The sequence below is a fragment of the Arenibacter algicola genome, from assembly GCF_000733925.1.
Classification (GTDB): Bacteria; Bacteroidota; Bacteroidia; order Flavobacteriales; family Flavobacteriaceae; genus Arenibacter; species Arenibacter algicola.
Genome location: NZ_JPOO01000001.1, coordinates 644,505 through 669,391, shown reverse-complemented (window position 1 = coordinate 669,391; position 24,887 = coordinate 644,505). Strand labels below are relative to the sequence as shown.

The window sequence follows — 24,887 nt, the reverse complement described above, 5'->3', positions numbered from 1 at the left end:
TCAAAGCCTCTCCAGGCACCGATATGTTAAGAAATGGCATTTTTCCGTTATAAATTGGCGGAACTAGAAAAACAGACGCAAGATTATAAAAATAAATCTACCTTCCCATATGCATTAGGAAATAATTAAGGATACATGAATCGTCTACGCTAAGCCACTTCATAAATATTTTTGATTATTTTTGCTTGAAATTAATCAACATCACGATGCAATACAAAAGAATACTTTTAAAACTCAGTGGAGAAGCCCTCATGGGCACTAAGCAATACGGCATAGACGCACAGCGTTTATCCGAGTATGCGGAGGAGATCAAGGAAGTTGTGGACAAAGGTATAGAAGTTGCTATTGTAATCGGTGGTGGAAATATTTTCAGGGGATTGGCCGGTGCAAGTAACGGAATGGACAGGGTACAAGCAGACCATATGGGGATGCTGGCCACCGTTATAAATGGATTGGCCCTTCAAAGTGCCTTGGAATTGCAGGGAGTACAGACCAGATTACAATCTGCCATAAAAATAAATGAGGTAGCCGAACCTTTCATAAGAAGACGCGCCATGCGGCATTTGGAAAAAGGTAGGGTGGTTATATTTGGCGGCGGTACTGGAAATCCATATTTCACCACAGATTCGGCCGCCGTATTAAGAGCTATAGAAATTGAAGCCGATGTAATTTTAAAAGGTACCCGAGTGGACGGTATTTATACCTCCGACCCGGAAAAAGACAAAACAGCCACCAAATTTGATACGATAACCTTTAAAGATGTACTGACTAAGGGACTTAAAGTTATGGACACCACAGCCTTTACCCTAAGCCAGGAAAACGAATTGCCTATTGTTGTTTTTGACATGAACAAAAAAGGAAACCTTATGAAATTGGTTTCCGGAGAAAATATAGGAACCGTTGTAAATCTATAGTTTTGGCACTATTTGTGTTAAATCATTTAAAAAATAGCATATGAACGAAGAAATTAAATTTATACTGGATACTACCAAAGAAGGGATGGACAGTGCTATAGCACACCTTGAAAAAATGTTCTTAAAAATTAGGGCAGGCAAGGCAAGCCCAGTAATGCTATCCAGTGTCATGGTGGAATATTATGGCTCCCCAACTCCATTGTCCCAAGTTGCAAATGTGAATACTCCGGACGCAAGAACCTTGTCTGTTCAACCTTGGGAAAAGAATATGCTACATGAAATAGAAAAAGCCATAATGAACGCCAATCTTGGATTTAATCCTATGAACAACGGCGATTTTGTAATTATAAACGTACCTCCCCTAACGGAAGAAAGAAGGAGAGATCTGGTAAAACAGGCAAAGGCGGAAGCGGAAGACGCAAAAATCGGTGTCCGTAACGCACGTCAGGAAGCCAACAAAGAAGTTAGGAGTCTGGATGTTTCCGAAGATCTACAGAAGAACGCAGAAGCCGATGTACAGGCACTCACCGATAAGTACATAAAAAAGATCGATGCCTTCCTTGAGGCGAAGGAAGCGGAAATCATGAAAGTATAATCCTAAAAGCACCGAAACAAAAAGAGCGACCCTATGAAGTCGCTCTTTTTGTTTCCCCAGACCCTTACTATTTAGTCCCAGCTTCCTAGGAACAATAACAATCATTCTCTACCTTTGCGCTCGAATAATTTTAGAATCCGAAAGACCTGTTTAAATCATAAGGGTTTACTGGTTTTTTTTTAGGTTTAGATGCCAAAAAAGCATTCTGAAATAAGACGTTTCACTAGATGGTTGCAAAGTTAACGCGAGGATTTTGGGCAAAAATAGCACGGATAATACTTAGGAACAGAATTATAATTCTAGTCCTATTGGCCATTATGACCCTTTTTATGTCCATGCAATGGGAGAAAATGAGGTTTTCGAATTCACAGGCCAACCTCCTACCGGATCACCACCCTGTAAATCTGGAATATCTATCCTTTCTTGAACAATTTGGTGAGGAAGGCAATGTTGTTGTTTTGGCCGTAAAGGACAGCGCACTATTTACCCCTATAAAATTTAATCGCTGGAACAAACTCAGTAAACAACTGGGGGCCTTTCCTGAGGTCGACTTTGTTTTGTCCACAGACAATTTACAAGAGCTCGTAAAAGACACTGTAAAACAAGAATTTGTTATGCAGCCTTTTATAAAACAAACCCCGAAAACCAAAAAGGAGGTAGACAGTCTAACCAATCATCTTTTTAACGATCTTCCTTTTTACGATAACCTTATCTACAATAAAAAAACACATACCATACGCAGCGTTATTTATTTGGACAAGGATATTGTAAACACCTCCGTACGTAAGGACTTTATACTTGAAGACCTCTCTACTTTGGTCAAAAATTTTGAAAAAGAAACCGGCCTCGATGTTCATATTTCAGGCATGCCCTACATTAGAACAATGAACTCCCAAAATATCATTGATGAAATCGGGAAATTTATTCTTGCGGCACTAGGGGTCACCTCCTTGATCTTCTTTTTCTTTTTCAGAAGTTTTAGGGCCACGATTATTTCCATGTTTGTCGTAATTATCGGGGTTATGTGGGCTTTTGGAATCTTGGGACTGCTACAATATGAGATTACGGTACTAACCGCCCTAATTCCACCATTAATTATTGTTATTGGTATACCCAACTGCATCTTTCTGATCAACAAATACCAACAAGAAGTAAAAAAGCACGGAAACCAGGCCCTGTCATTACAACGTGTAATCTCAAAAATTGGTAACGCAACCTTAATGACCAACGTTACTACGGCTTCCGGTTTTGCAACATTTATCATTACCGACAGTAAACTGCTCAAAGAATTCGGCATTGTTGCCTCTATCAATATTATAGGCATATTTGTGCTTTCCCTCTTGATAATTCCGATTATCTATAGTTTCATGTCCCTTCCAAAAGACAAGCATTTGAAACACTTAAATACCAAGTGGATAGAAACTTTTGTTAGCTGGATGGAAAGAATTGTAAGGGAGAGAAGGATTTCCGTTTATATAGTATCCATTGCTCTTTTGGTGGCCAGTATAATTGGAATTTATCAAATAGACATTTCCGGAAGCCCTATAGAGGACATGCCCAAAAAGGCCGAATTTTTTCAGGACATACGCTTTTTTGAACAAGAGTTTGATGGAATAATGCCCGTAGAAATTGTAGTGGACACTGAAAGGCCCAAAGGGGTTCTAAAACTTTCCACCTTGAGAAAAATGGATGAATTGGGTACGGTGATAAATGAAATCCCGGAACTTTCCAGACCCGTTTCGGTAGTGGACTTGGTTAAATATTCCAAACAGGCCTTTTATAGTGGTATCCCCAAATATTATCAACTGCCCACTTCACAAGAAAATACTTTTATTATGGATGTCGCCCGTAAATCCGCGGACAACGGCAACCTACTAAGTAGTTTTGTAGATAGCACGGGGCAGGTAGCCCGGATAACAACCTACATGAAGGATGTGAAAACATCCCGAATGGAAACCATAGAGGCCAAGCTAAAAGAAAATATTGACAAAATCTTTCCTGCGGACAGGTATAAGGTTACCATGACAGGGAGCGCCCTTCTCTTTTTAAAAGGGACCAAATATTTGGTAAAAAACCTGATCATGTCCCTAGCTTTGGCCATTGGTCTTATTGCCCTCTTTATGGCCTATCTTTTCCGATCGTTTAGAATGATCGTAATTTCATTGATACCCAACTTACTACCACTTGTAATAACGGCAGGTGTAATGGGATTTGTAGGGGTACCCATTAAGCCTTCCACAATTTTGGTATTTAGTATTGCTTTTGGAATTTCGGTAGACGACACCATACATTTTCTGGCCAAATACCGGCAAGAACTTACCAGTAACCATTGGAGAATTAAAAAATCGGTCTACGCCGCCTTAAGGGAGACCGGGGTAAGCATGTTTTACACCTCCATTGTACTGTTCTTTGGCTTTTCGGTCTTCATAATTTCAAGTTTCGGAGGAACAGTAGCTTTAGGGGCATTGGTTTCGGCCACCTTATTGTTCGCCATGCTGGCCAACCTTATTTTATTACCCTCTTTACTCCTTTCATTGGAAAGAAGCATTGCCAACAAACAAGTACTAAAAGAACCACATATAGACATTCTTCCCAAGGAAGAACTCAATATCCCGGACAAGGAGTAATAGTCCGTTGATTAAAATATTTTTTACCCGGTATATACAGATATATACCCAATTCATATTTTTGCAAAAAGGCTATCTTTGCCACTTAATTTACAAGGAATTCAAATGAACACATTTAGCGTAAAAGAGCTACTATCCCCAGATCATTTACACCAAGAGGTTATTGTTAACGGTTGGGTAAAAACCTACAGGAGCAATAGATTTATTGCCTTGAACGATGGGTCTACTATAAACAATATACAATGCGTTGTAGATTTTGAGGAGTTTGATGAAAATCTACTAAAGCAAATTAATACAGGAGCTGCAGTCAAAATAAGCGGAACCTTGGTGGAAAGCCAGGGAAAAGGGCAGTCCGTTGAGATACAGGTCAAGGAGATCAAGGTGCACGGAGGAGCAGACCCTGAGGTCTACCCTATACAACCCAAAAAACACTCTTTGGAGTTTTTGCGGGAAAAGGCACATCTCCGCGTAAGAACAAATACCTTTGCGGCTATAATGAGGGTGCGCTCGGCCCTTTCTTTTGCCGTGCACCAATATTTTCAAAAAAATGGATTCTTCTATGTCCATACCCCGATAATTACAGGTTCGGATGCGGAAGGAGCTGGAGAAATGTTCAGGGTATCTACTTTGGACAATAAAAAGCCGCCTTTAACGGATGATGGTGAGATAGACTATAGGGAAGATTTTTTCGGAAAAGAGACCAATTTAACGGTATCCGGACAGCTGGAAGCCGAAACTTACGCCATGGGACTTGGGAAGGTCTACACCTTTGGCCCCACTTTTAGGGCTGAAAACTCCAACACTTCAAGACATTTGGCCGAGTTTTGGATGATAGAGCCCGAAGTAGCCTTTAATGATCTGGATGCCAACATGGATTTGGCCGAAGACTTCATTAAGGAAGTCATTAATTATGCCCTGGAAAATTGTATGGAAGACCTGCAATTCCTGGAGCAAAGACTACTGGACGAAGAAAAGAGCAAGCCACAGGCCGAGCGCAGTGAAATGCCGTTGATAGAAAAACTTAAGTTTGTTTCGGACAATACTTTCAAGCGTGTAACTTACACCGAAGCCATAGACATTCTTAGAAACAGTAAACCCAACAAAAAGAAGCAGTTTAAATACCTTATTGATGAATGGGGTGCAGACCTACAAAGTGAGCACGAACGCTTCCTAGTGGAAAAACATTTTAAATGCCCGGTAATACTATTTGATTATCCAGCAAAAATAAAGGCATTTTATATGCGTTTAAATGAGGATGGCAAAACGGTTAGGGCTATGGACATTCTATTCCCTGGTATTGGCGAAATAGTGGGTGGATCCCAACGTGAAGAGCGCCTGGACATACTATTGGAGAAGATCAAAGCTTTGGGCATTGATGAAAAGGAACTTTGGTGGTATTTGGATCTTAGAAAATTTGGAACTGCCGTACATAGTGGCTTTGGACTCGGTTTTGAGAGATTGGTACTTTTTGCAACAGGCATGGGCAATATAAGGGACGTAATACCTTTTCCAAGAACACCGCAGAATGCTGAATTCTAATCATTATTCTTTAACTTTATAAGATAGATTACCGTTATAAATGCTGAAACAACACCTACAGTTTAAATTATCGCAGAAATTATCTCCACAACAAATACAGTTGATGAAGTTGATTCAATTGCCTACGCAGGCATTTGAACAACGACTAAAACAAGAACTGGAGGAAAACCCTGCCCTTGAAACTGGAAAGGATGAAGTTGACACGCAACAGGATGAATTTGATGATCTTTATGACAATGAAACCGATAGCGAAAGCATAAGTGCGGAAGATATCAATATTGACGATTATTTAAGCGATGACGAGATTCCGGATTATCGCACACAAGCCAATAATTACAGTTCTGATGATGAGGAAAAAAATGTTCCTTATGCGGCCGGAATTTCCTTTAATCAATATCTCATCAATCAGTTAAACACTGTTTATTTAACAGATGAGGAATGGTCCATTGCCGAATTTTTGGTGGGCAGCGTCGATGAAAGCGGGTACATAAGAAGACCTCTTACAGATATTATGGACGATCTGGCCTTTACCCAAAATATCTATACCGACGAAAAGACCATTGAAAAAGTATTGCACATAGTTCAGGATCTTGACCCTGCCGGTGTAGCTGCCAGAACTCTTGAAGAGTGCCTTCTGCTTCAATTAAAAAGGAAGGAAGTGACCCCCGGCATAGAACTGGCCATTCAATTGTTGGAGAAATCCTTTGAGCAGTTCACCAAAAAGCACTATCAAAAGCTTATTCAAAAGCACAACATCACAGAGGAACAGTTAAAGGCTGCCATTGCCGAAATAGAACGCCTAAATCCCAAACCTGGAGGTTCCTATTCCGGGAATAACAGAATTGTGGAGCACGTAGTTCCCGATTTCTCCATTCGTATTGTAGACGGGGAACTGGAGCTTACCCTGAACGGAAGAAATGCACCTGAGCTGCATGTTTCACGGGAGTACAACAACATGTTGGAAGGGTACAAAAACTCCAAGGAAAAGTCGAAGTCCCAAAAGGACACCGTAATGTTCATTAAGCAAAAGTTGGATGCGGCCAAATGGTTTATTGATGCCATAAGGCAACGTCAGCAGACCCTTTATATTACCATGAACGAAATCATGGAATATCAAAAAGAATATTTCCTGACCGGGGATGAACGCAAACTGCGACCCATGATCCTGAAAGACATAGCCGATGGTATTGGCATGGATGTTTCTACAGTCTCCAGGGTGGCCAACAGCAAATATGTTGACACCCCATATGGTACAAAATTGATAAAGGACTACTTTTCCGAATCCATGAAAAACGATCAGGGAGAGGATGTATCTACCAAGGAAATTAAAAAGATACTGGAAACTGTTATTGGAGAAGAAACCAAGAAAAAACCGCTTACAGACGATAAATTGGCCGCTATTCTCAAAGAAAAGGGCTACCCTATTGCCCGGCGTACGGTAGCAAAATATAGGGAACAACTGGATATTCCGGTGGCCAGGTTGAGAAAACAAATTTAATGCGACTATTCCTCAAGATCATGTCCTACCTTCTACACCCGCTTTTTATACCATTTGCAGGTACCTTGGCCTATTTCCTGATTACCCCCAAATACAGTCCGCTGGAGGTGCAGAGCGGAAACATTTTGCCCATATTTATACTCACCGTAATCATACCCATTATATTTTACCTGATCTTGCGCAATCTGGGCATTGTTAGCTCCGTTTTCATGCCTAATCTCCAAGAAAGGAAATACCCTATTTATATTAGTCTAGGACTGCTTATAATGGTCTTATTTAAGGTAATTCCGAACAACTTTACCATAGAGCTGCATTACTACTTTTTAGGGCTAATAGCGGGCTTATTTAGCGCCCTTGTATTGTTATTTCTAAACTTTAAGTGCAGTATGCACCTATTGGGCATGGGAAGCCTGTTAATGTACTTAATAAACCTGAGCATACACTTTGAAATCAATGTTACCATTGCCATAGGCATAGTAACATGGCTAAGCGGCCTAGCAGCCAGCTCCAGACTATACTTGAACGCCCACACTAAGGCAGAAGTCTTGATTGGCTTTGCCATTGGCCTGTTTACCCAATTATTTACAATTAAATTTTGGTTATAAAATATAGAAAATAAGCCCCACTTTAAGCGGCTTAATTTCAACGATTTCCCCTGACTGTTCCATTACTCCATCATTGAAAAGCGAACTGAGTGCATAATAAATATGAACATTGAAGGTATTGTACCCTACATTTAAGGTTAGACCGTATTGAAAGTCCCTTATATCTTTGTTTATAAAGACTATTTTCTCCGAGCTTGAGACATACTTGGACCGACCATCAAAAACATAACCAAACTTAACACCGGCGTATATCCTCCAAAACTTATATTCCTCTGGAGTTGAATTACGCCATCTAAACTGAAAGGGAACCTCCAGGACGTGGGTGGCAATTTTATTTCTCTTGAAATCGACATCGCTGTCCAAAACTGTATATTCCACATCAGATCCCTGCTGGGAAGCCAATAGATTGGTGTAATAGGAATTTATACCATACCCCAAACCAATAGCGATGCCCATATTCCTTTGATAACTTAAGGGAATATCCTTAATAAAACCGGCCTGCAAGCCGTAGGAAAGGTTTCTTTGCGAAATCCCGGCAGGGAGATTGGTGGCAAAATTATAGGTAAGTCCCAAATAAAACTGATCTTCCAAATACTTCCTGTCCACCTCCCCATTGGATTCCATAACTTGCCCAGTTACAAAAGCACCGGAAAACAAAAGAATTGCAAACAGTATGGAACATCTCATAGCCTTCTAAAGGTAATTAATTAAACATAAAAAAAACGCTTCAAATATATGCATTTGAAGCGTTTTAATTCTCTTATCCTTTAACTAACTATTGCAAATTCCTGAACGCATCACCCTCATAGGTGGTGTAATTTACTTTCAAGGCATTTACTTTTCTAAGTTCTTGTTTTATATCGGAAATAATACCCATATTGGCTTCCTTGTCCACCTTAAGTGCGGTTGTCAATACATTTTGTAATTCCTGTGGCTTTTTGGCCCTTTCCATCAAAATATAATCTCCAACTTCTGATGCATCGGCAAACTTATCGTTCAACTGAATTTTTGACTCGGTACCATAGGTCTTCTCATACTCACGGGTAGGCTTACCAACATAAATATAGATTACCCTGTCCTTCTTTTCCAATTTCTTGATTTCCGAAGCATTGGGCAGTACGTTTTCTACCTTCAAGGTACTGTCTTTCATCACTGTAACCGTCATAAAGAAGAACAAAAGCATAAAAACGATATCTGGCAAGGATGCAGTATTCACCGCAGGCAAGGCCGCATCTTTTTTCTTATTAAATTTTGACATAGTATCTTGTTTTTAACTTCTAAATTTAGTTTGACGACGTTTCAGCCTCTGAAAGCTTCTGAGGAAACAAATCCTGTATTCTCTTAACCTTCTCCTTCAACTCTTCACGAACATTGTCCGGAGTTTCAGGATTAAGATATTCAGCTTCCATATCCGTAAAGTCCTTCTTGAACAAACGTTGGGCTTCCCTATTTCTAAGATCGTTATAGGCTCCTACCAATTCGTTCTGAACGGTGATATAGGTTCCGTATTTCGTCTCCCTATCGTTCTTAAGTGATATAATAGCTTTGGCTGGACTATCCGATGAAGCTACATCCCTTTTCCCTTTGCAATAATTGCAATAGTCAGGTGATCCGGATGGCGCACCTCCATTGTCCAAAAAGGCAATGGCTTTGGCCCTTAAATCCTTAATGTTTGTCAACTCATCATCAGCCAATAACTGTCCATCACGGTTAATATTGACCTGAAATATATTCTTTTGCTTAATGATTACATCGGTATCTGGTGGCTCAATTGGTGGCAACATACGATCTAATCCTGCATCCGTTTCAATAGTGGTAGTCACTAGGAAAAAGATAAGCAATAAGAACGCTATGTCTGCCATAGAACCCGCATTAACCTCTGGTGGTGCTCCTCTTTTTGGCATAATATTTTATTTTATTATTTACTAATCATTTTCTTAACTCCGGACCACAACATGGCGCCTACAGCTATAATGGTAAGGATAAAAAATACATTCAATCCCATACCTATGGTTTTCACTGTGTCCTCCGTAGTAGGAACTCCTTTTTTGGCCATTTCTTCCAAACTAACATCTGTTCCAGTTGCTAGGGCGTAAGAGATAACAACGACTACCAAAAGACCCCCTACACCAAATAAGGTTTTCTTTAAGGCTCCTTTGGAGGTAAACAAGTTCACCAATCCAAAAAGAACCGAGGCCGCTATCGCAATCCCCAACAATAAATAGGTAATAATGAACATGAAGTTCATAGACCCATTATTTATGGCTTCCGTTGCGGGAACGTCTGCACTAGGAAGCTGAAACCACAGTATGGCCCCAATTGCTCCGAGTACAACTAATATTATTTTAACAATTTTATGCATGATACTTTAAGTATTTAGTGTCCGACTTATTTTTTGTGATCTGCCAACATATCAATCAAAGTGATTGATGAATCTTCCATATCATTTACAATACTGTCAATCTTTGCAATGATATAATTGTAGAAAATCTGTAGGATAATCGCAGTAATAAGACCGAATACCGTAGTCAATAACGCCACCTGAATATCACCTGCAATAAGGGAGGCACTTAAGTTACCAACCGCTGCAATTTTCTGGAAGGCCTGAATCATACCGATTACCGTACCCATGAACCCAAGCATTGGAGCTACCGCGATAAACAAAGACAACCAGGAAACGTTCTTCTCCAATTGACCCATTTGCACACCTCCGTAGGCTACAACTGCTTTTTCAGCCGACTCTATACTATCTCCAGCTCTTTCCAATCCTTGATAGTAGATGGAAGCAACAGGACCTTTTGTATTTCTACAAACCTCCTTGGCAGCCTCAATACCACCGGAAGCCAAAGCATCTTCTACTTGCTGCTTAAGTTTGGTAGTGTTGGTAGTAGCAAGGTTTAAATAAATAATCCTTTCAATAGCTACGGCCAAACCAAGAATTAAACACAAAAGAACAATACCCATAAATCCGGCACCACCCTGTATAAATTGCTCCTTAAGCACTTGGGTAAAACCTTTTTCCGCTGCTGGAGCTGCATCTTGCAAAATGGCTGCTGCTGCAACAACTTTTGCACTTACTGTATTTGTACCTGCCACAAATAACCCAGCTGTTGCCAGGATAGAGAATAATCTTTTCATTTCTTTGAAACTTAAATTTAGTTAGTTAATAGGGTTAAAGATAAAAAAAATTCGCAATATAAAAATTAAAACTTAACAGCAGAGAGGAAGGGATTCGAACCCTCGATACCCTTGTGGGGTATACACACTTTCCAGGCGTGCGCCTTCGACCACTCGGCCACCTCTCTAGTTATAGTTATCGGGCAGCCAAATAACAAAAAAAATATTAGTTAAAGAAATTTAGACTGTTATTTTTATTGCATTTCGCCCCTGAGAGATGTTTCATATATGGTTTTGAACAACTTAGGGGAAATATTATTTCCAAGTAAATACATCAACTTGGTAATTGCCGCTTCGGTTGTAATATCCTTACCATTAATAACTTGTAATCTTTCAAGCTGCTTACTGGTTTCATAGCGCCCCATAAGAACGCTTCCCCCTGAACACTGTGTTACGTTGATAATAAAAATTTCTCTCTCCATGGCTTTTTTCAGCTCCAAAGTAAACCATTCATCAGTAGGAGCATTTCCAGAACCATATGTTTCAAGGACCACTGCCTTTAAGTTAGGTGAATTTAAGATGCTATGCAAGACTGTTTGGTTAAATCCTGGAAATAATTTCAAAATGACCACATTTTGATCCATAACCTTATGAACTTTTAACTTTTTGGTGGAATTTGCCCTAAACAAATACTCCCTGTTCACCTTTAAATGCACCCCAGACTCTATTAAGGCCGGGTAATTTAAAGAGGCAAAAGCTTCAAAATGCTCCGCATTGATCTTTGTAGTTCTGTTTGCCCTATACAATTTATATTCAAAATACAGTCCCACCTCTTGGACCACAGGCTTATTGTCTTCTCGCAAAGCAGCTATCTGTATAGAGGTGATCAAATTCTCCTTGGCATCTGTCCTTAAATCCCCAATAGGCAATTGGGAACCCGTAAAAATCACCGGTTTTTGGAGATTCTCCAACATATAGCTCAAAGCTGAAGAAGTATAGCTCATGGTATCGCTCCCATGTAGCACCACGAACCCATCATGGGAATCGTAATGATCTTCTATAAGTGTAGCTATATTTACCCAATGTTCAACATTCATATCGGATGAATCTATTGGAATATCAAAGGACACGCTGTCTATAGTACAGTCCAATTGACCTAGCTCGGGGATATTTTTGATCAATTTATTAAAATTAAAAGCCTTCAGTGCCCCGGTATCGTAATCCTTGACCATACCTATAGTCCCTCCAGTATAAATGAGAAGAATTTTGGTTTTTTTCTCTGTAGAATTTCTATTTTTCAATATAAATAATTGTTAGGGTTAAAAAAACAGGAGGCGCATCCTATTTACATTATTAACTTCCACCTTTAGACAACTTGTTCCAAGATCCAATTAAGCCCCAAAAACCTGTTGGGAGTTAGCAGTAGTAATTGCGGCAACTTCTTCCTTTTCCATGGAATATATATGGGCCATTTTTTCCAAAACGTTGACCAAATAAGCACTTTCGTTCCGTTTTCCACGATATGGAACGGGTGCCAAATAAGGGGAATCCGTTTCCAAAACCACATGTTTCAGGTCTATTTCACCTAGAAAAGTATCTATTTTACCGTTTTTAAAAGTAACTACGCCCCCAATACCCAATTTCATATTATAGGAAATTGCCTTCTGCGCCTGCTCAAAAGTACCCGTAAAACAATGAAAAATTCCAAAAAGTCCATCGCTCTTTTCTTCTTCCAGAATTTGGAATATTTCATCAAAACCCTCCCTACAATGGATAACTATAGGATATGCGTACTTTTTAGCCCATTGTATTTGCTGTTTAAAGGCAATCTGCTGCTCCTTTAAAAAGGTTTTATCCCAATACAGGTCGATGCCGGTCTCCCCCACTGCGTAAAATTTCCGGGACGCCAACAATTCCTCAACATGGGCCAGTTCCTTCTTGTAATCTTCCTTAACATGTGTGGGATGAAGCCCCGTCATAAGGAAGATGTTCTCGGGATAGGCTTTTTCCAAATCTAGCATAGCCTTGGTATAGGACGAATCTATTGCGGGAATAAAAAAACGCTTTACCCCAAGTTCCATGGCCTTCTCTATGACCAAATTGCGATCGCTATCAAAAGCCTCACTATATAAATGGGTATGTGTATCTGTTAATATCATAGAACAAAAATAGGATTATCTTTGACAAAAAAAGTACATATGCCCAGCCTTAAAGTTTTTCTACATAAAAAAAAATACATCGCCATACCCCTAGTGCTTACGGCTACAAACCACTTTGAAGTCACGGCCACCATCAATGGCGTTAAGGGCAGGTTTATATTGGATACCGGAGCCTCCAACACCTGCATTGGTCTGGACAAAATAGAATTCTTCAAATTAAACTCCAAAGATTCAAAAATAAAGGCCGCAGGGGCAGGAGCCACGGAAATGTTCACCAAATTATCTACCAAAAACGTTATAGAAATAGGAAAATGGTTTAAGCGAAAACAGAAAATTGTCCTGTTCGACCTTGTTCATGTAAACCAGGCCCTGACTTCTCACCAGGCTATGCCCGTAGACGGCATTATAGGGGCGGATATATTAAAAAAAGGAAGGGCCATTATTGACTATCAAAAAACCCGTCTTTACCTAAAACAATAAGACCTGCCAAGTTTTTAAATCTCGACAGGTCAATGTTATTAGGAGTAGGGATTACACCCCACTGATAAATTATTCTATTAAAGCTCCAACGCCTTTTTAACGTTGTTATCCATCAACAATTCTTCAGGACTCTCCAAAGCCTCCTTAACCGCCACTAGGAAACCTACAGACTCCTTACCGTCAATAATACGGTGATCATAGGACAGGGCAACATACATTATAGGTGCTATGGCTATGGCCCCATCACGCGCAATTGGCCTTTCCACTATATTGTGCATTCCTAAGATTGCACTTTGGGGAGGATTAATAATTGGAGTGGACAACATGGAACCAAATACTCCACCATTGGTAATGGTAAAGGTACCCCCTGTCATCTCATCGACAGTAATCTCGCCTTCACGAGCTCTAATGGCCAATCTTTTTACTTCGGCCTCCACTCCTCTGAAGGTCAAGTTCTCTGCATTGCGAATAACAGGTACCATAAGACCTTTTGGCCCAGAAACGGCTATACTGATATCACAGAAATCATAAGAAATCATCTCCTTGCCGTCTATCATTGAGTTCACGGAAGGATACATTTGCAACGCCCTGATTACGGCCTTTGTAAAAAAGGACATAAACCCTAAACCAACATTATGCTTGTCTTTAAAATCTTCCTTGTATTGATTCCTTAGCGCAAAGATAGCCGACATATCCACTTCATTAAAAGTGGTCAACATTGCTGTTTCATTTTTAGCAGCAACCAAACGCTCGGCAACCTTACGGCGCAACATGGACAACTTGGTTCTACTTTCCCCTCTCGACCCTCCTGTAGGAGTACCCATTGAAGGCACTGCTTTTACAGCATCTTCCTTTGTAATACGCCCGTCTTTTCCCGTGCCTTTTATAGATGAGGCATCCAAATCTTTCTCAGCAAGTATTTTCTTGGCAGCCGGTGAAGCTGATCCTGAAGCATAAGAGGTTTTTTCTGGTTTAGCCTCGGTTTTCTGTTCCGCTACCGCTTTAACCTCCGGTTTCTTTTCCGTTGGTTTTTCTTCACTCTTGGCGACCCCTTCAGGTTTGGAAGCACTAGTGTCTATTAAACATACTACCGCACCTACGGCAACAGCATCACCCACCTCGGCCTTAAGGGTAATAATACCACTTTCCTCTGCCGGTAATTCCAATGTGGCCTTGTCCGAATCTACTTCCGCTATTGCCTGATCTTTCTCCACGTAATCACCATCGCTCACCAGCCATTCTGCTATCTCTACTTCCGTAATGGATTCCCCTGGAGAAGGGACTTTCATTTCTAAAATCATGTTTTATAATTTTAATTTGTGTTTTGTCTAAACTCGTTCTTAATTCTAACCTTTATCAAATTTTCCTTTTGGACATTTAGGAGTTTCCACCGATCAATCCCCAAAATAAATAATACTAATTATCAGTAGACTCCGGGTTTCTTCCCATATTGTTTTTGTTTATATCAAAAACATAATCTATTACCTGCTGATGACGACGCTTGGAACGTACTGCACTACCGGCTGCTGGGGAAGCGTAAAATCTTCTGGAGGCTACCCTTAATTTATGTGCCTCACTGAAATGCATGGTTAAATGACCCCAAGCACCCATATTCCTCGGTTCCTCCTGTGCCCAAACCTTGTCTTCGGCATTTTTATATTTATCCATTATTGCCTTCATTTGCTTTGTCGGCACCGGAAACAATTGTTCTACCCTTACCAAGGCTACGTCTTCCCTATTATTTTCCTCCTTATAAGCCAAAAGGTCGTAATAGAATTTACCGGTACAGAATACCATGCTCTTAATTTTGGACACCTCGGCGGTTGCATCATCAATTACCGTTTGGAATTCCCCGTTTGCAAATTCCTCAACCGTTGATACGGCCCGTGGATGCCTCAACAAACTTTTTGGTGTAAACACTATTAAAGGCTTTCTGAAATTCACCTTCATTTGCCTTCTCAACAAATGGAACATATTTGCAGGGGTAGTTACATCGGCGATATACATATTATCCCTTGCACATAATTGTAAATATCGCTCCATACGGGCGGACGAATGTTCTGCGCCCTGACCTTCGTACCCGTGCGGCAACAGCATTACCAAACCATTCTGTAATTTCCATTTATCCTCCGCTGCGGATATGTACTGATCTATCATAATCTGGGCACCATTGCTAAAATCCCCAAATTGAGCTTCCCAAATCGTTAAGGTATTGGGGCTCGCCATAGCGTATCCATAATCAAAACCAACTACACCATATTCCGATAAAAGTGAATTATATATTTGAAAAGTTCCCTGTTTATCCGAAATGTGGTTTAAAAGCATTACTTCCTCCTCACTTTCTTCCACTTTCATTACGGCATGGCGGTGTGAAAAAGTACCTCTTTCAACATCCTGTCCGGACATACGCACCCCGTAACCTTCCTCCAAAAGAGTACCGTAGGCCAAAAGCTCTCCCATGGCCCAATCCAAGGTATCATTTTCAAAAAACATAGCCTTGCGATCGTTCACCAATTTCTCAACTTTGCGCAAGAACTTCTTATTCTTGGGCAACTCTGTCAACACCTTGGCTATATCCGTAAGTTTCTTTTTATCGTATTTTGTATCCACCGGATCCATCATCTCCCACTCGCGCACATGGGTATAACCGCTCCATTCATCGGCCATAAAGGGGGTTATCACGGTCTTATCCTCTTTTCTGGAATCTTCCAATTCCTCCTCCAAAGAAGCTTTGTATTGTTCTTCCAACTCTTGCACAAAACCGTCACCTATAATACCTTCCTTAATCAATGCTGCAGCATAAATGTCCCTCGAGTTTTTATGCTTGGCAATTGCTTTATACAGTTTTGGCTGGGTAAAACGCGGCTCATCACCTTCGTTATGCCCATATTTCCTATACCCCAAAAGATCTAAAAATACATCCCTTTGAAAACGCATACGAAATTCCAAGGCAAAAAGCGAGGCATGAACAACTGCCTCCGGATCGTCCGAATTAACATGTAGCACCGGACTCAAGGTTACTTTGGCCACGTCCGTACAATAAGTAGAGCTACGGGCATCCAAATAATTGGTAGTAAACCCAATTTGATTATTTACAACAATATGAATGGTACCATTGGTTTTATAACCATCCAAATTTGCCATTTGCACCACTTCATAAACCAATCCCTGCCCTGCAATGGCAGCATCACCATGCACTACAATAGGCAATACCTTGGAAAAATCGTCTTTATAACGAGCATCCTGCTTTGCCCTGGCGATACCTTCAACTACCGCACCAACAGTCTCCAAGTGGGAAGGGTTTGGCGCAATATTCATTATTATTTTTTTTCCATTGTTGGCTTTCCGTTCAGAAGTCCACCCCAAATGGTATTTCACATCCCCATCAAAAATCTCCTGCTCATAATCCTTACCATCGAACTCACTAAAGATATCCTTTGCCTTCTTGCCAAATATATTGGTAAGAACATTCAAGCGGCCCCTATGGGCCATACCCATAACAAATTGCTCCACCCCCATTTCGGCAGCTTTTTCCACTACCGCATCCAATGCCGGTATCAACGATTCATTTCCTTCCAAAGAAAACCTCTTTTGACCCACATATTTGGTGTGCAGGAATCCTTCGAAGGAAACCGCCTCATTTAATTTTTTAAGAATATGCTTTTTCCTGTCGGCATCGTATTTGGGATGATTGTCATTGACATTCAACCAATTTTGGATCCATTCCACCCTCTCCGGGTTTCTGATATACATATATTCCACCCCAATGGCATCACAATATATGCTTGTAAGGTGCTGTATGATTTCACGCAAGGTGCTAGGGCCTATTCCCAAAATTTCCCCTGCGGTAAATGTGGTATCCAAATCACTTGGAGCAAGGCCAAAATTCCCAATTTCCAAAGTGGGGAAATACTGTCTTCTCTCCCTCACTGGATTTGTTTTGGTAAACAAATGCCCTCTAGTCCTGTACCCATCTATGAGTCGAACTACCTGAAACTCCTTCTGAAGTTTCTCCGGAACCTCTACCTCGTGACCACCAGCCACAGACAATGGTGCCGTCTGCAATTCATCGACCATCCCATCCATGGAATTTTCCATGCCAAAATCGAACCCTTGAAAAAAGGCCCTCCAACTAGGCTCTACACTATCGGGATTTATTAAATACTTATCGTATAATTCTGCGAAATAAGAAGTATGCGCAGCGTTTAAAAAGGAATATTTATCCATGAAAAAGTCTCTCTGTCTTTTGAACAAAATTTATTCAAAAATACAACATTTAGCATATCTAAGCTTATCTTAGCCCTGAATAATGGAAAATTATTACAATAATTATGTTAAATCGTCATTCCTTAAAAAAAAGCGTGATTTTATGTGTTTTTTTCACGGCATTTTGGGGCTTAGGTTACTCGCAACCCACCCCAGGGAATTCCGATTTTTGGAACCAGGTATATTTTGGAGGCAATTTAGGCCTCGGTTTTGGCAATAATTCCTTCAATGCATCTATCTCTCCCAGTGCCATTTACCAAGCCAACGAGCAATTCGGGGTAGGATTGGGAGTCAACTTCAACTATGCCAAATTTCGCAATGCAAAATTAGTGGCTTATGGAGGCAGTGTACTTTCCTTGTTCAATCCAATTCGTGCATTACAACTTTCTGCCGAAATGGAACAGCTTAGGGTATATCGTGTACTTGAACTTGACGGTGGCAACCAGGAAGAAAATTATTGGTCACCGGCCTTGTTTCTGGGTATAGGTTACGGCAATAGGAATGTAACCGTGGGCATACGATACAATGTTTTGCACGACCAACAAAGAAGTATTTATGCCGATGCCTTTATGCCCTTTGTAAGGGTATATTTTTAATCTAGGATCCGTACTCGTTTCTAAACCACACTTTTTGCCATTCCCTTTTAAGGATCTCGAAGGTAACCTGCTCCGAAATTTCAACCACGTCGGTGGCTTCAATGGCCTTGACCACTTTCTCCGGGACATCAATAATATAAAGAAGGTTTAAATAATCGGTGAATTTCTCCATGATCAAATAATATACTTTCTCATGTATCAAGGTTTTTAGGTCCTTGGGAGATATCTTGTCCGGCAATTCTATAAAAACATTGGCGAACACAAAATCCTTCTGTAATTGTGATACCAGATTCTGATAGAGACTTTGATCCTCAGCATGTTTTAGAAGCGACGAAATGTTGGGGAAATTTACAACCATATGCTATTTACGAAAATTTATTTGAAATGGTTTTCAAGGAAGCGCAATAAAGCCAACTTTTTCGATAATTCCGCAGTCTTGGGACTATTTTCGACGAAATAATAAAGGATTGACCAATTTTCCCCCTGGCCCCCTATTTCTTAAAATACTTCACGGTTGCCTTCCAATTAAGGATTGGCCAACACAATATCAGTATCCCCCTCAACAAGTGCAACATGACAACAATCTGCGCCTACCGTGAAATCCGAATCAACCAAAAGCTTGTCATCAACATAACCCTGAAAATTTATTTCAATTTCCTTATTGCGGTATTTTGCAGCATATTTATCGCTGAACAGAGGATAGGTCCCGTTTTTTGTCATCCATTCATACTCACTGCCTGAAGCATCAAGAGTGATATCGTCTCCATTAGTCAGATCAACAACCTTAAAACTGTCCAAGGCCACGGCAACACCGTCCTTGTCCTTGACACTAACCGTAATAGTCCTAAATTCTTCGGTACAGAATACATCCGAACAATTAGATGCATCATCCGTATCGTTATCACTACAATTTAGTGTTAGCAAAACCGTTATTAAAGCAACAAATAATTTCATAAATCCTTTTTTATTATAGGATACAAAGGATCAGGATGGGTTGCTTTCTTCAAGCTTAATTTATCCAAACTATGAAGAATTCCACACAAATAGAGGGGGACGATTATTTACACAACCCTCCTGGCTTGTTAAAATAGAAATATTAGGTTCTAGAGATTTATTTCCTAATTTTTTCTTCCCAAAGCCAGGCCGACTTCATGGCTTCATCCAGAGTAGATTCCGCCTTCCAGCCTAAAACTTTGTTTGCCTTGGTGGTATCCGCATAGGCAGAAGTGATATCACCAGGTCTTCTATCAACAATTTTATAGTTCAATTTTTTTCCGGACACTTTTTCGAAGCTTTTAATAACCTCCAAAACCGAACTGCCTTTCCCTGTCCCTACATTGAACACTTCATAATTATCCTGGTTCTTGCCGTTCAGTAATCTTTCCAACGCCACAACGTGGGCCTTGGCCAGGTCTACCACATGAATATAATCCCTAATACAGGTACCATCCTCGGTAGGGTAATCGTCACCAAAAACGGAAAGTTGCTCCCTGATACCCATGCCCGTTTGGGTAATAAAGGGAACCAAATTTTGAGGAACACCAATTGGCAATTCCCCTATTTCCCCGCTGGGATGTGCTCCCATTGGATTGAAGTATCTAAGGGCAATAGCATTTATGCCCGGTGTTACCTTGCAGGTATCACGAATTATTTCCTCCCCCATTTGTTTGGTATTTCCATAGGGCGATTCCGCCGGCTTTACCGGTGCACTTTCGGTTATGGGCATCTTATCGGCCTGTCCGTACACTGTACATGACGAACTAAAGATGAAACTGGATTTGTTTTTTTGGGAAAGTTCTTTAAGCAAGTAAACCAAAGTACCTATATTGTTCTCGTAGTACAACAATGGTTTTTCCACGCTTTCACCAACGGCCTTGGATGCCGCAAAATGAATAACGCCGGCAACATCCTGATGTCTTTTAAAAAAATCCTCCACTTTTGACCTTTCTTTCAGATCTATTTTCTCAAAAATTGGTCGCTTCCCCGTAATGGCCACTATACCGTCCAAGACCTTTTCGGTTGAATTGGACAGATCGTCAATAATAATTACTTCATAGCCTTTATTCTGTAATTCTACCGTGGTATGGGAACCTATAAATCCCAAGCCTCCCGTTACGAGTATTTTCATCTATTGATTTTTATTTTAAATTTTGGTTTTCATTTTTGATAAAGTGAACTTGGCCAGACCCAAGCGTTCGACTATAACCCTCCAATAAACTGGTTAATGGTTTGGGTGATAAAACTAATTTGCTCGTCGTCCAGTTCGGTGTGCATTGGCAATGAAATTACCTCCTTGACCAATTGATTGGTTACCGGAAAATCCTTCTCATTATAACGTTCATCCAAATAGGCTTTTTGCCTGTGTAAAGGAATGGGATAATACACCCCACATGGAATTTGTTTTTCCGCCAAATGCTTTACCAATTCATCACGTTTGCCGTTTAAAATCCTTAAGGTATATTGATGGAACACATGACAATCGCAGGTTGCACAAATCTCGGTACAGGAATTGGCCATTTGGGGAACAATAATATTTTTATTTCCCTCAAAGGCCTTGGAATATTTTCTTGCCGCTGCCCTCCTACTGGCATTATAAGCGTCCAGTCGGGACAACTTGGAACGTAAAACCGCTGCCTGAATAGAGTCCAACCTGGAGTTGACCCCCACTACATCGTGATGGTAGCGCTCGTACATCCCGTGGTTTACAATTCCCCTCAGGGTATGCGCCAGTTCATCATCATTGGTAAAAATAGCTCCGCCATCCCCATAACAACCTAAGTTCTTGGAAGGGAAAAATGAGGTTGCCGCAACATGTCCCATAGTTCCAGCTTTCTGTTTTGTTCCATTTTTAAAAGTATAATCAGCCCCAATGGCCTGTGCATTATCCTCTATAACAAATAGCTTATGTCTTTCTGCAATTTCTAGAACTGCATCCATATTGGCACATTGGCCAAAAAGATGAACAGGTACTATAGCCTTGGTTTTAGGAGTAATTGCTTTTTCCAGGGCTGCGGGATCTATATTGAAACTATCGGGCTCAACGTCTACCAAGACCGGGGTAAGTTGTAACAGTGCAATCACCTCTACCGTAGCTGCAAAGGTAAAATCGGCCGTTATTACCTCATCACCTGGTTTTAAGCCCAAGCCCATCATAGCTATTTGTAGGGCATCGGTACCATTGGCACAGGGAATAACGTGCTTCACCCCCAAATAGTCCTCCAATTCCTTTTGAAAGGCATGTACTTCGGGGCCATTAATAAATGCGGACGTTTCCAAAACATTGGAAATAGAGGCATTTACTTCATCCTTTATGACTTCATATTGACCCTTTAGGTCTACCATTTGAATTTTCCTCATCGAATAAAACTTAGATTCCAAACTTGGTTTGGCGCGAACAATATTACAAAAATAAGGATTGGCAGCCAATGGAATTTATATAAAGAAACGTATTTTAGCCCCAAACGAAGATTCTGTGTTTGCCATATATAATTTTGCCGTACAATTATCCGCTCTTTTCCTGAAATTGATTGCTTTGTTCCACCCAAAAATTAAACTTTTCGTAGATGGGCGGAAGGAGGTAATGTCCTATTTAAAGAAAAATATTTCAGAGAGAGATTCTATAATATGGGTACACACGGCCTCCTTGGGCGAATTTGAACAAGGCCTTCCTATAATAGAACAGTTAAAGCAAAATTATCCCGAATATCGAATATTGGTGACCTTTTTTTCTCCTTCTGGCTATGAGGTCAAAAAAAATACCGCAGCGGCCGATTTGGTTACCTACCTCCCTATGGACACCAAAAAAAACGCTATAGAATTCTTGGATCTTGTCAATCCCAAGTTGGTCATTTTTGTCAAGTACGAAATTTGGCCCAATTATTTGAGGGCCTTATCCCAAAGGAACATCCCCACCCTATTGATCTCCGCCCTATTTAAGGAAAATCAAATATACTTTAAAAGTTACGGTGGTTTCATGAGAAAAGCCCTCCACAACTTCACCCATATTTTTGTTCAGGATACCAAATCCATTGAATTATTAAGTAAAATCAACATCAAGAATACCGCTATTAGTGGGGACACCAGATTTGATAGGGTTATTGAAATTCTTGAAAGGGATAATAACCTAGCCTTTATGGAAAATTTTAAAAATGGGGCAAAGACCTTGGTGGCCGGCAGCACTTGGCCCGATGATGAAGAGGTCTTGGTTCCTTATATCAATACTGGTGAATCCTCCTTGAAATTTGTTCTTGCCCCTCACAACATTAAACCGGAGCACATCAACAAACTTAAGTCCTCCATCAATAAGAAAACAATACTTTATTCGGAATTGGAGAATAAGGATTTATCTGCCTACGAGGTTCTTATTATAGACACTATTGGGCTATTGACCAAAATTTACAGTTACGCGGAAATTTCCTATGTAGGTGGTGGTTTTGCCACCGGATTGCACAATACTTTAGAACCTGCAGTTTACGGTATTCCCGTAATTATTGGCCCGAGCTTTAAAGGATTTAAGGAAGCAGAGGATTTGGTCAATAAGGGTGGAGTATTGGTTGTTAAATCGCCAGCAGAATTCTTCACCCTGGTCAACGACCTGCTAAAAGATGAGGAGCACCTTAAAAGGACAGGGGATATCAACAGCACTTATGTCTCTGAAAATAAAGGGGCAAGCATCCAAATCATGGCATATGTACGTACATTAATTTGAACACCTATGTTACGACTATGCAAAATTCCCGAATTACATACTTGGTTGCCCTGACCACTTTTGTCCTCTTCTGTCTCTCATGCAGGGAGCCTTTGGGCGAACAACAAGGCACTACTCCACCTGAAAATGCTGTTCCTTCTTCTAAAAAGGACGATGTAAAGAAGAAAGAACCTGAAAAAGTTTTACCCCAAAGGGACAAAAACATCCCTACCAAATCCAAAAATGGACAAAAGCCCAGAGCAAGGGACACCCTTGCCCCCAAAATTGCCCTGTCTTAAACTTACCATTCATTTGGTTTCCTTTTTTTGTTAGCTTTACAAAAATCAACAAACCAAATTATGAATTCCAAAATACTTCGCATTTCCCTTATTGCCGCCTTGGCGGGATTTTTATTTGGCTTCGACACTGTAGTTATTTCGGGTGCCGAGAAAAAGCTACAACTTTTATGGAATTCCTCCGAAGCTTTTCACGGAACTGTTGTTATTGGAATGGCGCTGTTCGGAACTGTAATTGGAGCTATATTAGGAGGCATTCCCACTAACAAAATTGGCAGAAAAAATACTCTTATTTGGATTGGGATACTCTATTCTGTCTCGGCCATAGGATCTGCTTTTGCCAATGACCCCGTCACCTTCGGAATATTCAGGTTTATAGGCGGATTGGGAGTTGGTGCCTCAACAGTAGCAGCCCCTTCCTATATCTCCGAAATTGCCCCGGCAAAAGACCGTGGAAGATTGGTTGGACTTTATCAGTTTATGCTTGTTTTTGGTATCATGGTGGCCTTCATGTCCAATTACGCCCTGAGCAACATAGGTGAAAACGATTGGCGCTGGATGGTTGGCGTTGAAGCTTTCCCCGCAATAATATATACCTTATTTGTACTTACGGTACCAAAAAGTCCAAGATGGCTATTGACCAAAAACAGGACCGAGGAAGCCAAAAAAATACTCAATTCTATAAATCCGGATCTTTCCGTGGAAGAATTGGAAGCTGAGATCGCCTATGGTGAAGAAGCTGGGACAGCCTCAGAGAATATTTTTATGAAAAAATATCGCTTTCCGTTAACCTTGGCCTTTTTAATTGCCTTTTTCAATCAATTTTCAGGGATAAACGCCTTTTTATATTACGCCCCCCGAATATTTGAAGCGGCAGGTCTGGGTGAAAGCACAGCGCTGCTCAGCAGTATCGGAATAGGTATCACCAACCTTATCTTTACCTTTTTGGGTATATTTCTAATAGACAGACTTGGGCGTAAACAACTAATGTATTTTGGCTCCATTGGCTATATTATTTCCTTGTCGCTGGTAGCCGCGGCATTTATTTTGAACTGGGAAGGCATGGCTGTCCCAATTTTTCTTTTCTTGTTTATTGCATCCCATGCTATAGGCCAAGGAGCTGTAATCTGGGTTTTTATCTCCGAGGTATTTCCAAATCATTTAAGAGGTTCGGGTCAGGCTTTTGGAAGTTCCGTACATTGGGTATTGGCCTGGCTTATTCCCTCCTCCATCCCTGCACTTTTTGCCTGGGTAGGTCCTGGGCCCGTATTTGGATTCTTTGCCTTTATGATGGTTTTGCAGTTGCTCTTTGTAATTTTCATGATGCCGGAAACCAAAGGAATTACCTTGGAAGAACTTAGCAAAAAACTGAGTAAGTAAGAAAATACCACTCATTGATTTTCAGTATTTTATCGAAAATTTTAACAGTATAACGGATTAGTATACTAATTGATGGCCGTTTAACGGATTTGACTCCAAAACACATGATAATTTGAGGATAATTCATT

The 24,887-nt window shown here is 40.5% G+C and carries 24 protein-coding genes and 1 tRNA gene; 11 read left to right on the top strand and 14 right to left on the bottom strand.

The window, feature by feature from the left end:
* Positions 1 to 206 precede the first annotated feature (206 nt).
* The 6 genes from pyrH (at position 207) to U735_RS0102765 (ending at position 7,778) form a co-directional block, all read left to right on the top strand.
* A complete protein-coding gene (pyrH, locus tag U735_RS0102790) occupies positions 207 to 914 on the top strand; it encodes a UMP kinase (RefSeq protein ID WP_031442370.1) in 708 nt (235 codons plus the stop codon).
* A gap of 40 nt (positions 915 to 954) precedes the next feature.
* Entirely contained in the window at positions 955 to 1,509 is a 555-nt protein-coding gene (gene frr, locus U735_RS0102785; RefSeq protein WP_031442369.1) for a ribosome recycling factor, read from the top strand.
* Between the two features lie 227 nt (positions 1,510 to 1,736).
* Entirely contained in the window at positions 1,737 to 4,136 is a 2,400-nt protein-coding gene (locus U735_RS0102780; protein ID WP_031442368.1) for an efflux RND transporter permease subunit, read from the top strand.
* Positions 4,137 to 4,241: 105 nt separating this feature from the next.
* The gene (gene asnS / locus U735_RS0102775) at positions 4,242 to 5,675 is read left to right on the top strand and encodes an asparagine--tRNA ligase (protein WP_031442367.1); all 1,434 of its coding nucleotides are present in this window, start codon (positions 4,242 to 4,244) and stop codon (positions 5,673 to 5,675) included.
* A 40-nt stretch (positions 5,676 to 5,715) separates the two neighbouring features.
* On the top strand, positions 5,716 to 7,173 hold the full coding sequence (gene rpoN / locus U735_RS0102770) for an RNA polymerase factor sigma-54 (RefSeq protein WP_031442366.1): 1,458 nt from the start codon (positions 5,716 to 5,718) through the stop codon (positions 7,171 to 7,173).
* Positions 7,173 to 7,778: a hypothetical protein gene (locus U735_RS0102765; RefSeq protein ID WP_031442365.1), complete on the top strand. Its 606-nt coding sequence runs from the start codon at positions 7,173 to 7,175 to the stop codon at positions 7,776 to 7,778. Before rpoN ends, U735_RS0102765 begins: the two co-directional genes overlap by 1 nt.
* Here U735_RS0102765 and U735_RS0102760 read toward each other — a convergent pair.
* The 8 genes from U735_RS0102760 to U735_RS0102725 form a co-directional block, all read right to left on the bottom strand.
* Entirely contained in the window at positions 7,773 to 8,465 is a 693-nt protein-coding gene (locus U735_RS0102760) for a porin family protein (RefSeq protein WP_031442364.1), read from the bottom strand. The two genes, U735_RS0102765 and U735_RS0102760, sit on opposite strands and share 6 nt — an antisense overlap.
* An 88-nt stretch (positions 8,466 to 8,553) precedes the next feature.
* A complete protein-coding gene (locus U735_RS0102755; protein ID WP_031442363.1) occupies positions 8,554 to 9,036 on the bottom strand; it encodes an ExbD/TolR family protein in 483 nt (160 codons plus the stop codon).
* Between the two features lie 25 nt (positions 9,037 to 9,061).
* Complete coding sequence (locus tag U735_RS0102750; RefSeq protein WP_031442362.1) at positions 9,062 to 9,682, bottom strand: ExbD/TolR family protein; 621 nt, start codon at positions 9,680 to 9,682, stop codon at positions 9,062 to 9,064.
* A gap of 14 nt (positions 9,683 to 9,696) precedes the next feature.
* Positions 9,697 to 10,140 (bottom strand): hypothetical protein, encoded by a 444-nt coding sequence (locus U735_RS0102745; protein ID WP_031442361.1) that lies wholly within the window; start codon positions 10,138 to 10,140, stop codon positions 9,697 to 9,699.
* Between the two features lie 26 nt (positions 10,141 to 10,166).
* Positions 10,167 to 10,916 carry a MotA/TolQ/ExbB proton channel family protein gene (locus U735_RS0102740; RefSeq protein ID WP_031442360.1) on the bottom strand — a complete coding sequence of 250 codons (750 nt, stop codon included), beginning with the start codon at positions 10,914 to 10,916 and terminating at the stop codon, positions 10,167 to 10,169.
* A 79-nt stretch (positions 10,917 to 10,995) separates the two neighbouring features.
* Positions 10,996 to 11,083: transfer RNA gene (locus U735_RS0102735), tRNA-Ser, on the bottom strand.
* Positions 11,084 to 11,149: 66 nt separating this feature from the next.
* Positions 11,150 to 12,196, bottom strand: coding sequence for an asparaginase (locus U735_RS0102730; protein WP_227020945.1), 1,047 nt, complete (start codon positions 12,194 to 12,196; stop codon positions 11,150 to 11,152).
* A gap of 90 nt (positions 12,197 to 12,286) precedes the next feature.
* Positions 12,287 to 13,054, bottom strand: a complete 768-nt coding sequence (locus U735_RS0102725; protein WP_031442358.1) for a TatD family hydrolase — start codon at positions 13,052 to 13,054, stop codon at positions 12,287 to 12,289.
* A gap of 39 nt (positions 13,055 to 13,093) precedes the next feature.
* Between U735_RS0102725 and U735_RS0102720 the strand changes: the two genes are divergently transcribed.
* On the top strand, positions 13,094 to 13,534 hold the full coding sequence (locus tag U735_RS0102720; protein WP_031442357.1) for a retropepsin-like aspartic protease family protein: 441 nt from the start codon (positions 13,094 to 13,096) through the stop codon (positions 13,532 to 13,534).
* A 77-nt stretch (positions 13,535 to 13,611) separates the two neighbouring features.
* On the opposite strand, the gene odhB is transcribed toward U735_RS0102720, so the two are convergent.
* Entirely contained in the window at positions 13,612 to 14,835 is a 1,224-nt protein-coding gene (odhB, locus tag U735_RS0102715; RefSeq protein ID WP_031442356.1) for a 2-oxoglutarate dehydrogenase complex dihydrolipoyllysine-residue succinyltransferase, read from the bottom strand.
* A 115-nt stretch (positions 14,836 to 14,950) separates the two neighbouring features.
* A complete protein-coding gene (locus U735_RS0102710; RefSeq protein ID WP_031442355.1) occupies positions 14,951 to 17,761 on the bottom strand; it encodes a 2-oxoglutarate dehydrogenase E1 component in 2,811 nt (936 codons plus the stop codon).
* A gap of 104 nt (positions 17,762 to 17,865) precedes the next feature.
* Between U735_RS0102710 and U735_RS0102705 the strand changes: the two genes are divergently transcribed.
* Positions 17,866 to 18,396 carry an alpha-ketoglutarate decarboxylase gene (locus tag U735_RS0102705; RefSeq protein WP_034247978.1) on the top strand — a complete coding sequence of 177 codons (531 nt, stop codon included), beginning with the start codon at positions 17,866 to 17,868 and terminating at the stop codon, positions 18,394 to 18,396.
* Between the two features lies 1 nt (position 18,397).
* Here U735_RS0102705 and U735_RS0102700 read toward each other — a convergent pair whose 3' ends face one another.
* The 4 genes from U735_RS0102700 to U735_RS0102685 form a co-directional block, all read right to left on the bottom strand.
* Positions 18,398 to 18,754 carry a hypothetical protein gene (locus tag U735_RS0102700; protein WP_031442353.1) on the bottom strand — a complete coding sequence of 119 codons (357 nt, stop codon included), beginning with the start codon at positions 18,752 to 18,754 and terminating at the stop codon, positions 18,398 to 18,400.
* A gap of 167 nt (positions 18,755 to 18,921) precedes the next feature.
* Positions 18,922 to 19,350: a hypothetical protein gene (locus U735_RS0102695; protein WP_031442352.1), complete on the bottom strand. Its 429-nt coding sequence runs from the start codon at positions 19,348 to 19,350 to the stop codon at positions 18,922 to 18,924.
* Between the two features lie 157 nt (positions 19,351 to 19,507).
* Positions 19,508 to 20,524, bottom strand: coding sequence for a UDP-glucose 4-epimerase GalE (gene galE, locus U735_RS0102690; protein ID WP_031442351.1), 1,017 nt, complete (start codon positions 20,522 to 20,524; stop codon positions 19,508 to 19,510).
* Positions 20,525 to 20,595: 71 nt separating this feature from the next.
* Positions 20,596 to 21,753: a DegT/DnrJ/EryC1/StrS family aminotransferase gene (locus U735_RS0102685; protein WP_031442350.1), complete on the bottom strand. Its 1,158-nt coding sequence runs from the start codon at positions 21,751 to 21,753 to the stop codon at positions 20,596 to 20,598.
* Between the two features lie 58 nt (positions 21,754 to 21,811).
* Between U735_RS0102685 and U735_RS0102680 the strand changes: the two genes are divergently transcribed.
* The 3 genes from U735_RS0102680 to U735_RS0102670 are packed head-to-tail and all read left to right on the top strand — an operon-like array spanning position 21,812 to position 24,759.
* Entirely contained in the window at positions 21,812 to 23,104 is a 1,293-nt protein-coding gene (locus U735_RS0102680) for a 3-deoxy-D-manno-octulosonic acid transferase (protein WP_371514375.1), read from the top strand.
* A gap of 17 nt (positions 23,105 to 23,121) precedes the next feature.
* Entirely contained in the window at positions 23,122 to 23,382 is a 261-nt protein-coding gene (locus U735_RS0102675; protein ID WP_031442348.1) for a hypothetical protein, read from the top strand.
* A 60-nt stretch (positions 23,383 to 23,442) separates the two neighbouring features.
* On the top strand, positions 23,443 to 24,759 hold the full coding sequence (locus tag U735_RS0102670; RefSeq protein WP_031442347.1) for a sugar porter family MFS transporter: 1,317 nt from the start codon (positions 23,443 to 23,445) through the stop codon (positions 24,757 to 24,759).
* Positions 24,760 to 24,887 lie beyond the last annotated feature (128 nt).